The 10152-nt window shown below is 66.2% G+C and carries 8 protein-coding genes and 1 tRNA gene; 2 read left to right on the top strand and 7 right to left on the bottom strand.

The genetic code is table 11. The features are described 5' to 3' along the window. Positions 1 to 428: 428 nt before the first annotated feature. The gene (gene pyk, locus AOK11_RS22355; RefSeq protein WP_055595515.1) at positions 429 to 1865 is read left to right on the top strand and encodes a pyruvate kinase; all 1437 of its coding nucleotides are present in this window, start codon (positions 429 to 431) and stop codon (positions 1863 to 1865) included. A gap of 18 nt (positions 1866 to 1883) precedes the next feature. Here the strand turns inward: pyk and AOK11_RS22350 are convergent, their stop codons facing one another. Both AOK11_RS22350 and AOK11_RS22345 read right to left on the bottom strand, forming a co-directional pair. Next, positions 1884 to 2627, bottom strand: a complete 744-nt coding sequence (locus AOK11_RS22350; RefSeq protein WP_055595514.1) for a helix-turn-helix domain-containing protein — start codon at positions 2625 to 2627, stop codon at positions 1884 to 1886. Positions 2628 to 2734: 107 nt separating this feature from the next. Continuing rightward, a tRNA-Leu gene (locus AOK11_RS22345) sits at positions 2735 to 2807 on the bottom strand. A 106-nt stretch (positions 2808 to 2913) separates the two neighbouring features. Here AOK11_RS22345 and AOK11_RS22340 point away from each other — a divergent pair. Then, positions 2914 to 3570: an ANTAR domain-containing response regulator gene (locus AOK11_RS22340; RefSeq protein ID WP_055595513.1), complete on the top strand. Its 657-nt coding sequence runs from the start codon at positions 2914 to 2916 to the stop codon at positions 3568 to 3570. An 86-nt stretch (positions 3571 to 3656) separates the two neighbouring features. Here AOK11_RS22340 and AOK11_RS22335 read toward each other — a convergent pair whose 3' ends face one another. The 5 genes from AOK11_RS22335 to AOK11_RS22315 all read right to left on the bottom strand — a co-directional run bounded on the left by AOK11_RS22335 (position 3657) and on the right by AOK11_RS22315 (position 9391). Next, on the bottom strand, positions 3657 to 4373 hold the full coding sequence (locus AOK11_RS22335) for an ABC transporter ATP-binding protein (RefSeq protein WP_055595512.1): 717 nt from the start codon (positions 4371 to 4373) through the stop codon (positions 3657 to 3659). Then, positions 4370 to 5278: an ABC transporter ATP-binding protein gene (locus AOK11_RS22330; RefSeq protein ID WP_055595511.1), complete on the bottom strand. Its 909-nt coding sequence runs from the start codon at positions 5276 to 5278 to the stop codon at positions 4370 to 4372. Before AOK11_RS22330 ends, AOK11_RS22335 begins: the two co-directional genes overlap by 4 nt. 5 nt (positions 5279 to 5283) lie before the next feature. Beyond that, positions 5284 to 7110, bottom strand: a complete 1827-nt coding sequence (locus AOK11_RS22325) for a branched-chain amino acid ABC transporter permease (protein WP_055595510.1) — start codon at positions 7108 to 7110, stop codon at positions 5284 to 5286. A 5-nt stretch (positions 7111 to 7115) separates the two neighbouring features. After that, a complete protein-coding gene (locus tag AOK11_RS22320) occupies positions 7116 to 8048 on the bottom strand; it encodes a branched-chain amino acid ABC transporter permease (protein WP_055595509.1) in 933 nt (310 codons plus the stop codon). 107 nt (positions 8049 to 8155) lie between these two features. After that, positions 8156 to 9391 carry a branched-chain amino acid ABC transporter substrate-binding protein gene (locus tag AOK11_RS22315; protein ID WP_055595508.1) on the bottom strand — a complete coding sequence of 412 codons (1236 nt, stop codon included), beginning with the start codon at positions 9389 to 9391 and terminating at the stop codon, positions 8156 to 8158. Positions 9392 to 10152 lie beyond the last annotated feature (761 nt).

Raw genomic sequence — 10152 nt, 5'->3', positions numbered from 1 at the left:
GCGACGGACCCTGCGGCCTCCGCGGACCCGGCGGCCTGAGCGGCGGGAGCCGCCGCACCCGCCAGCGCCACCCCCGCCCCCGTCGCAGCGGATCTCGTCAGAAACTTCCGGCGGTTCAACGGCATCCGGGGCTCTCCTCAGGCAGGCAATGACGCGCGTAGATCCGCGCGCGACGATTCTGACCTGAACACGTCGAGTCTGACCAGCCCTCACGAACCGCGATCCGACAGGACGGCACGGGCGGCGGCGATGACGGCAGCGAACTCCGTGACCGGCCGTGAGAACCGCGCCACGACCGACGATCCGGTGTGCTCATCGGAGCGCATGGCCGCACAATTCAACACTTGTCAATAGTCATTCATACGCAGTCCGCCGAATGGTCACATGTGACCTAATCCCTACCCGTCGGTAAGCCCTAGGCTCATTCCATGCGCCGAGCCAAAATCGTCTGCACGCTAGGGCCCGCCACACACACATACGACCAGATCAAAGACCTGGTAGACGCCGGAATGGACGTCGCCCGATTCAACCTCAGCCACGGCACCCACGCCGAACACGAGGAGCGCTACCACCGGGTCCGAAAAGCCGCCGACGAAACCGGCCGCAGCGTCGGCCTCCTCGCCGACCTTCAAGGCCCGAAAATCAGACTCGGCCACTTCACCGAAGGCCCCGTGCTCCTTGAACGCGGCGACACCTTCACCATCTCCGTGGAAGACGGCGTCCAAGGCGACCGCCACACCTGCGGCACCACCCACGCAGGCCTCGCCGACGACATCACCCCCGGCGAACGCATCCTCATCGACGACGGCAAAGTCACCCTCCACGTCACCGCGGTCGACGGCCCCCGCGTCCACACCACCGTCATCGAAGGCGGCATGGTCTCCGACCACAAAGGCCTCAACCTCCCCGGCATCGCCGTCTCCGTCCCCGCCCTCTCCAAAAAGGACGAGGACGACCTCCGCTGGGCCCTGCGCACCGGCTTCGACACCATCGCCCTCTCCTTCGTACGCAGCGGACACGACATCAAGGACGTCCACCGCATCATGGAAGAAGAAGGCCGCCGCCTCCCCGTCATCGCCAAAATCGAAAAACCCCAAGCCGTCCAGAACATCGACGACATCGTCGCCGCCTTCGACGGCATCATGGTCGCCCGCGGAGACCTCGGCGTCGAAATGCCACTCGAACAAGTCCCCATCGTTCAAAAGCGCGCCATCAAACTCGCCAAACGCAACGCCAAACCGGTCATCGTCGCCACTCAAATGCTCGACTCGATGATCGGCAACGCTCGCCCCACCCGCGCCGAAGCCTCCGACGTCGCCAACGCCATCATCGACGGCACCGACGCCGTCATGCTCTCCGGCGAAACCAGCGTCGGCAAACACGCCATCAACACCGTCCGCACCATGGCCCGCATCGTCGAAGCGGCCGAAGAGACCCTCCTCGCCAAAGGCCTCCCACCCCTCACCGACACCAACAAACCCCGCACCCAGGGCGGCGCCGTCGCCCGAGCCGCCGCCGAAATCGGCGACTTCCTCGACGCCACCTACCTCATCGCCTTCACCCAGTCCGGCGACACCGCCCGCCGCCTCTCCCGCTACCGCTCGCCCATCCCCCTCCTCGCCTTCACCCCCGACCCCGCCACCCGCTCCCAGCTCAGCCTCACCTGGGGCGTCGAAACCTTCCTCGGCCCCCACGTCGACTCCACCGACGCGATGGTCGACCAGGTCGACGAACTCCTCCTCGCCTACGGCCGCTGCAAGAAGGGCGACATCGTCGTCATCACCGCCGGCTCCCCGCCCGGCGTCTCCGGCTCGACCAACCTCGTCCGCGTCCACCACATCGGCGAGGACGACAGCCCCAAGTAACCTCATCAGGGCCCCGGTTCAGTACTTGGGGCCCACGTGAAGGTCCAACAGGGCGACGGATGCCTTCTTGGCGACGGAGATGTTGCGGGGGTTGGGCTGCCGCCACTCGACGCCTACTTGGTTCAAGGACCTTGTGAAGAGGCGGATGATGTCGGCTGAGAGATTGGTGAAGAAGTACCGCGGGTACTCATAGCGCTTTTGTTCACCGCGGACCATGCGAGTCGTCCAGTTGGTGATCCGGCATCCGTCGGAGTGGATGAGTCCACGGACGAACTCCCAGGGGTGTTCGTCGACCATGGTCTGCTGCCATGGCTCCAGGGAAATAGGGCGTTCGTGCTTCTTACCGGGTCCGTGCTGGGGGAAGAGCCGAGGCCAGTGCCGGGAGTAGCTGACGATCATCACACATCCCTGCTTCGGCTGTGTACAGAGGCCGATACCGGGGCGGACTCGTGCAATGGCTTCGCGGCACAGTTCGATCAACCCCGGCCAGGCGTCCGCACATGCGATCCGCAGGTAGTAGCCGGCGCGAGGGTGCGCGCTGATGCAGCCATCGCCGAGATAGAGGCCGAGGAGGTAGACGTAGGCGGACTCGTCGGCAGGTGGCCCCGGAGCCGGGAGCGTCATGCGGGGCAGGGGCTCCAGGCGGTGTTGCCAGGATCTGATCGCGGCGCGGGAGATGCCCGTCTCGCGACTCACCGAGTTGAGGCTCCGACCCTGGGACACCAAAGCCAGGGCCCGCCTGCGTGTGCTGAGGTCGTACATATGCACACCGTGCGTGAGTGATAGCGGTGACACGCGGCAATAAGTGGATGTTCACGAGAACGTGGAATATCCACTTTCAATTGGCAATCTTGGATTCGGAGGAAAAGTGCCCCGGGTCGGATTCGAACCGACGCTGTATGGTGTTTGAGACCATCGCCTCTGCCTCTGGGCTACCGGGGCTCTCTTCGAAATGAAGGCTGGCGGTCACCCGCCGTGCCCCCACCTTACCGCAGCTAGGTACGCTCTTGTCAGCAGTATCTGCCCGGCCCGCACCAAGGAGCCCCCGTTGAGCGTCCCCGAGTCGCCCCAGCCAGTAGACGTGCCCGACGACGACAAGTCGCACGTGCCTCCGATGACGACGCGTGTCGTGATCGCCGAGGACGAGGCGCTGATCCGGCTCGATCTCAAGGAGATGCTGGAGGAGGAGGGGTACACCGTCGTCGGGGAGGCCGGCGATGGTGAGCGGGCGGTGGAGCTTGCGCGGGAGCACCGGCCTGACCTGGTGATTCTCGATGTGAAGATGCCGAAGCTGGACGGTATCTCGGCGGCGGAGAAGATCGCTGAGGAGAGTATCGCGCCGGTGTTGATGCTGACGGCGTTCTCGCAGCGTGATCTGGTGGAGCGGGCGCGGGACGCGGGGGCGATGGCGTATCTGGTGAAGCCGTTCTCGAAGAGTGATGTGGTGCCGGCGATCGAGATGGCGGTGTCGCGGTTCACGGAGTTGCGGGAGCTGGAGCGTGAGGTCGCGGATCTGAGTCTGCGGCTGGAGACGCGGAAGCTGGTGGACCGGGCGAAGTCGGTGCTGCAGACGGTGTACGGGTTGTCGGAGCCGGCGGCGTTCCGGTGGATTCAGAAGACGTCGATGGATCGGCGGATGTCGATGCAGCAGGTGGCGCAGGCGGTCATCGACGATGCGGCGGAGAAGAAGGCGTCGGCGGGGTAGTCGTCGGCGGGTTGGTTGTCGGTGGTGGCGGTGAGGCCCGCGTTCCCTCGAGGGGAGCGCGGGCCTCGTGGTGTGTGGGGTGGTGGTCAGTCGACGCCGAGGTAGGCCTTGCGGACGGATTCGTCGTGGAGGAGGTCGTGTCCGCTTCCGGAGAGGACGATGTTGCCGACTTCCATGACGTGGCCGTGGTCCGCGAGGGAGAGGGCGGCCTGGGCGTTCTGTTCGACGAGCAGGATGGTGGTGCCCTGGGCCTTCAGTTCGGCGATGGTGGCCATGATCTTCTGCATCATGATCGGCGAGAGTCCCATGGAGGGTTCGTCGAGCATGAGGAGTTTGGGCTGGGACATGAGGGCCCTGCCCATGGCGAGCATTTGCTGTTCTCCGCCGGAGAGGGTTCCCGCGGCCTGTTTGCGGCGTTCTCCGAGGATGGGGAAGAGGTCGTAGGAGCGCTGGATGTCTTTGTCGATGCCTGCCTTGTCGTTGCGGAGGAAGGCGCCGAGGCGGAGGTTGTCCTCGATGGTCATGCGGGGGAAGATGTGCCGCCCCTCGGGGGAGTGGGCGAGGCCGTGGGAGACGATCTCGTGGGCGGGGATCTTCTTGAGTGATTTTCCGTTGAACTTAATTTGGCCGCCGACCGGCTTGAGGAGGCCGGAGAGGGTGCGCAGGGTGGTGGTCTTGCCGGCGCCGTTGGTGCCGATGAGGGTGACGACTTCGCCGGCCTCGACCTTGAAGGAGATGCCCTTGACGGCTTGGATCTTGCCGTAGGCGACTTTGAGGTCTTCGACTTCCAGGAGTGCGGTCATCGGTCGTTCTCCTTGCCGGGCGCGGCGTCCGTGGTGGCCTCGGCGGCTGCTTCCGCGGCTTCGACTTCGGCTGCTTCTTCGGCGCCGGGGTCGTTCGCGATGGGTTCCCCGATGTAGGCGGCGATGACGCGTTCGTCGGCCTGGACGGTGGCGGCGTCGCCTTCGACGAGTTTCTGTCCCTGGACGAGGACGGCGACGCGGTCGCAGAGGTTGAAGATGAAGCGCATGTCGTGCTCGATGACGAGGACGGCGATGCCCTTGTCCCGGATGGCGAAGACGAGTTCTTCGGTGTCGCGGGTTTCCTGGGGGTTCATGCCGGCGGTGGGCTCGTCGAGGAGGAGGAGTCCGGGTTCGCTGGCGAGGGCGCGGGCGATCTCGAGCCGGCGTTGTTCTCCGTAGGGGAGGTTGCGGGCGAGGTGGTCGGCCTTGTCGGCGAGGCCGACGAACTCGAGGAGTTCCATGGCGCGTTCGCGGGAGGCGGCTTCGGCCCTGTGGAAGCCGGGGCCGCGTAGGAGGGCGGACCAGAGGCCTTCCTTGGTGCGGGTGTGGCGGCCGACGAGGACGTTCTCGAGGACCGTCATGTTGCCGAAGAGGCGGATGTTCTGGAAGGTACGGGCGACGCCGGCGGCGGTGACCTTGAAGGACTTGGGGGGCAGGACCTTGTCCTTGTAGCGGACTTCGCCTTCGGTGGGGGTGTAGAGGCCGGTGAGGCAGTTGAAGAAGGTGGTCTTGCCGGCGCCGTTGGGCCCGATGAGGCCGACGATTTCACCGCTGTTGACGGTGAGGTCGACGCCGCGGACGGCGGTGAGACCGCCGAAGCGCATGGTGACGCCGCGGGCGTCGAGGATGGTTTCGCCCGGGGTGGCGCCGGTGGGGGCGCTCGGGGTGGTGGTGTCGGTTGTCATGGTGGTCAGGCCCCTGACTTGCTGAGGACTGTGGGTGCTTCGGCCTCTGCGTGGAATTCGAGCTGGCGACGCCGGTTGGGGATGAGGCCTTCGGGCCGGAAGCGCATGAGGAGGACGAGCGCGAGGCCGAAGGCGATGAGCTGGTAGTCGCCGAGGAACTGGAGTTTGGCGGGGATGAGGTAGAGCAGGGCCGCGCCGACGAGGGGTCCGCTGATGGTGCCCATGCCGCCGAGGACGACTGCGGCGAGGAGGAAGGCGCTGTTGGGCGGGACGACGTGGGCGAACATGTACTGCTCGGGGGTGACGGTGTAGGTGACGTGGGCCTGGACGGTTCCGGCGAGGCCGGCGAGGGTGGCGCCGAGGGCGAAGGCGATGAGTTTGACGCGGAATCCGTTGATGCCCATGGCGCGGGCGGCGGTTTCGTCTTCGCGGATGGCGACCCAGGCGCGGCCGATGCGGGAGTCGCTGCTGCGTCGGAAGACCACGACGACGACCAGCGTGATGAGGAGCATCAGCAGGAAGTAGTTGGCGAACCGGGCGATGGTGAAGCCGGCGATGGTGTGTTCCTGGCCGAAGTCGAAGCCGAGGATGTTGATGTTGGGGATGGAGGAGATGCCGTTGGAGCCGTTGGTGATGTCGGGTCCGGAGGTGCCGTCGGTGTTGAGGACGGCGAGGCGGAAGATCTCGCCGAAACCGAGGGTGACGATGGCGAGGTAGTCGCCGCGGAGGCGGAGGGTGGGGGCTCCGATGAGGACGCCGAAGACCATGGCGACGGCGGCGCCGAGGAGGGCGCTGGCCCAGAAGGGGAGTTGGATGTCGAAGGGGCTGGAGGGGCTTCCGGAGACCATGGCGGCGGTGTAGGCGCCGACGCCGAGGAAGGCGACGTATCCGAGGTCGAGGAGGCCGGCCAGGCCGACGACGATGTTGAGGCCCAGGGCGACGGTGGCGAAGATGAGGATGTAGACGCCGATGGTGGCGTACTGGTCGTCGGACTGGGTGAAGGGGAAGGCGGCGGCTGCGACGAAGGCGCCGATCAGGGTGACGTTGCGGTGTCTGGCGGTGATCGCGGAGACGCGGTCGAGCAGCCCTGCCTTGGCGATGGCGGCGAAGCCGAAGCCGGCGGTGATGAGGAAGCCGACGAAGAGTTCGTCGTACGAGGTGCCGATGCCGTAGGTGAAGACGATCAGGCCGGTGGTGAGGGCGCCGACGATGATGAGGATTTCGCCGTAGGCGGGCAGTTCGCGTGCGGGCCGGGTGCGGCCGGTGGCGATGGATGCGCGCAGGACGGCGAAGGTGTGGCGGGTTTCGTGGCGGAGCTTTTCCCACTTGCTGTCGTCGGGGTCGTGGGGGTCGGGTTCGGGCCGTTCGAAGGGCAGGGCGAGGGCGCCGAGGAGGGCGGTCAGGGTGGCGATGGCCGCGATCCAGCCGCCGGGTTCGAGGTGCACGAGGCCGCCGAGGGTGGCGCTGATGGCGATGATCGTGTACCAGACGGTGGCGAAGGTGCCGATGGCGGCGAGTTTGATGGCGCTGTCGGCGCCTGCGGGGGTGAGCCAGCGCAGGCCCTTGGTGCCGTAGGAGGCGAGGCCGAAGAGGGTGGTGAGGGCGCCGCCGATGAGGACGAGGACCTGGAGGCCGCCGGGGTAGCCGTAGTAGGTGAGGTCGCCGGGGAAGGCGGAGGTCCAGGTCCAGGCGAGGAAGGTGGAGATGACGGTGAGGGCGCCGCCGGCGGTGGCGAGGGCGCGGCCGATGTGCTCCGGGATGCCGATGAGGCCCTTGTTGGGCTCGGCGGTGGGGGAGCCGGGGGTCTGTGCTGTGGTGGTTTGTGTGGTCATCGGTGTCACGCCCTGTCCGCGACGCGCTCGCCGAGGAGGCCTTGGGGCCTGAAGAGGAGCACGAGGATGAGGAGTACGAACGCCCAGACGTTTGCCCAGGACTGGCTGCCGAACTGCTGCATGCCGGGGATGTCGGAGATGTAGGCGGTGGACAGGGCTTCGGCGATGCCGAGGACGAGGCCGCCGAGCATGGCTCCGTAGATGTTGCCGATTCCGCCGAGGACGGCGGCGGTGAAGGCCTTGAGTCCGAGGATGAAGCCCATGCGGAAGTCGATCTGGCCGTACTTGAGGCCGTAGGCGACGCCGCCGACGGCGGCGAAGATGGCGCCGAGGGCGAAGGCGACCACGATGATGCGGTCGGTGTTGACGCCCATGAGCTTGGCCGTGTCGGGGTCCTGGGCGGTGGCCTGCATGCCGCGTCCGGTGCGGGTGCGCATCACGAAGTAGCCGAGGATGGCCATGCTGAGGGGGGCGGCGCAGAGGACGAAGACGTCGCCGGTCTGGATGGTGACGGTGCCGATCTCGAAGGGTCCGCCGGGGATGCTGGGGAAGGTGCGGGCGGACTTCGCTTCGGGGTACCAGGCCCATACCGCCTGCTGGAGGGCGAGGGAGAGGCCGATGGCGGTGATGAGGGGGGCGAGGCGGGGGCCGCCGCGCAGGGGCCGGTAGGCGAACCGTTCCGCCCCTACGGCCACGGTGGTGGAGATGATCATGGCGCCGATGAGCATGAGCGGCAGGGCGATCAGCATGGAGGTGCCGTCGGGCAGGATGTATACGTAGACCGTGAGTGCGCCGAAGGCGCCGGTCATGAAGATCTCGCCGTGGGCGAAGTTGATGAGCTGGACAATGCCGTAGACCATTGTGTAGCCGAGGGCGACCAGCCCGTACATGGATCCCAGTAGCAGGCCGTTGACCAGCTGCTGCGGCAGTTCGTTCACCGCATGTCCTCCGAGCGTTCGGAAAGTTCGATGGATGGGGCCGGATGCGAGTGCGCGCGGGGCGCCTGTGGTGCGGCGCCCCGCGCGGCTCGGTTGGTGCGGCTGGGTCAGCCGGTGTAGGTGCCGGACTTGACGTCGTTCCAGTCGCCGTTCTCGACGGCGTAGACGGTGAGCTGCTTGTTGGTGGCGTCACCGAACTCGTCGAAGGAGACCTTGCCGGTGACTCCGTCGAAGGAGACGTTCTGCATGGCGGCGGTGACCTTTTCGCGAGCGTCGTCGGGCAGCTTGCCGTCGTTGTCCTCGACGACCTTCTTGACGGCTTCGATGATGGCCCAGGCCGAGTCGTAGCTGTAGCCGCCGTAGGCCTCGAAGTCCTCCTTGTAGCCCTCGGTCTTGTAGTTGGCGACGAACTCCTTGGCGGAGGGGAGCTCTTCGACCGGGGCGCCGACGGAGGTGGCGAGGTCGCCGGTGCCGCTGGCGCCGGCGAGCTTGATGAAGTCGGCGCTGTAGATGCCGTCGCCGCCGACGAGCGGGATCTTGGCGCCGGCGGCCTTGATCTGCTTGCTGAGCGGGCCGGCCTGCGGGTATTCGCCGCCGTAGTAGACGACGTCGGCGCCGGAGGACTTGACCTTGGTGGCGACCGCGGAGAAGTCCTTGGTCTCGGGGTCGATGTGCTCGGTGCCGACGACCTTGCCGCCGAGCTTCTTGAACTCGGCGGTGAAGGTGGCGGCGAGGCCGGCGCCGTAGGTCTTCTTGTCGTCGATGACGAAGACCTTGCGCTTCTTGGAGTCGTTGTACAGGTACTGGGCGGCGAACGGGCCCTGGACGGCGTCCGTGGTCGCGGTACGGAAGTACGACTTGTAGGTGCGTGTCTGGGTCTTCTGCCAGTCGGTGCCCTGGGAGAGGGAGGGGTTGGTGTTGGCGGGTGAGACCTGGACGAGCTTGGCGTCGTCGAAGACCTTCTGCATGGATTCGGCGACGGAGGAGTTCAGCGGGCCGACGACGCCGAGGACTTCGTCGTTGGCGACGAACTTGGTGGCGTTCTGCTGGCCGGAGGAGGGCTGGGCCTGGTCGTCGAGGGCTTCGACCTTGAAGGTGACGCCGTCGACGGTCTCCTCCTTGTTGGCGATCTTGGCCGCGAGGTCCACGGAGTTCTTGATGCCGAGACCCAGGGCGGACAGGTCGCCGGTCAGCGGTGCGTCGATGCCGATCACGACGGTGGTGCCGCCTTTGCCGGAATCCGAGTTGCCGCTCCCGCCCTCGTCGCGCGAACCGCAGGCGGTGAGGGTGAGTGCTCCTGCCGCCAAAGCAGCGGTGACGGCGATGAGTGAACGTTGACGCACGATCCAGTCCTTTCCCCTGACGGCTGTTTCCCGGTGGAAACGGCCGAGTCGAGCGCTGGGCCGAAGTAAGAATCGGGAGGCGCGGTGACTGGCCGTGACTCTAAGCGGGTGGGGGGAACAGGGAGGAGGGTCTGGCCAATGCTGTGACGCTCTTGTTATGACACGAGGTAATGCAGAGCGGTACTGAGTGGGGGGAACGGCGGAATTCCGGCCGTTTTGACCTGTCCGCATGGTGAGAAACCGCAGGACCGGGCGGGGGGCGTTCAGGTGTATCAGGGGTTTTGGTGATTACCGAAAATCGTTGCTGCAGGCGACTTGTAGGGCCGTGGAGAGGTCCTGTGCGTAGCGCGGTCCGAGGATGAAGCTGTGAGTCCGTATTGCGCGCGTATTACGCAGAGTTACATCCAGGAAAGGGAGTCCGACGTTCTCTGGCAATTCTCCGCATTCTGTGACGCGGAGGGTGATGACGATCTTGCGGGGGGAGCCTTCTTTTGTCCGGAAAGGGACGTGTGGGCTGGAGGTCGTCGAAAGGCCTGTGTAGGGCTGGGATATGTGGGTGACGGTGACCGGAGGTCCTGATTCCACGGTGAGTTCGACGATGAAGCTGAAATTCCGTTTGTCTGTTTCCGGGCCTCTGGCCTGCGGTTTCAGGTAGGTGACGGCGGTCACCTGGGACGGAAACGGCGGTGCGGGTGGCGGGGGTTGCCGGGGGCGTGTGGTGTACAGGAGGACGCCGGCCGTGAGGACGGCCCCTGCGGTGA

This window comes from Streptomyces hirsutus (assembly GCF_001418415.1).
Classification (GTDB): domain Bacteria; phylum Actinomycetota; class Actinomycetes; order Streptomycetales; family Streptomycetaceae; genus Streptomyces; species Streptomyces hirsutus.
The sequence above is the reverse complement of the archived record's forward strand: the minus strand, read 5'-3'. Positions and strand labels throughout refer to the sequence as shown.

Excerpts from the sequence above, each read along its gene's own strand:
- pyk (WP_055595515.1), top strand. The coding sequence starts at position 429 with ATGCGCCGAGCCAAAATCGTCTGCACGCTAGGGCCCGCCACACACACA.
- AOK11_RS22350 (WP_055595514.1), bottom strand. The coding sequence starts at position 2,627 with ATGTACGACCTCAGCACACGCAGGCGGGCCCTGGCTTTGGTGTCCCAG.
- AOK11_RS22335 (WP_055595512.1), bottom strand. The coding sequence starts at position 4,373 with ATGACCGCACTCCTGGAAGTCGAAGACCTCAAAGTCGCCTACGGCAAG.
- AOK11_RS22330 (WP_055595511.1), bottom strand. The coding sequence starts at position 5,278 with ATGACAACCGACACCACCACCCCGAGCGCCCCCACCGGCGCCACCCCG.
- AOK11_RS22325 (WP_055595510.1), bottom strand. The coding sequence starts at position 7,110 with ATGACCACACAAACCACCACAGCACAGACCCCCGGCTCCCCCACCGCC.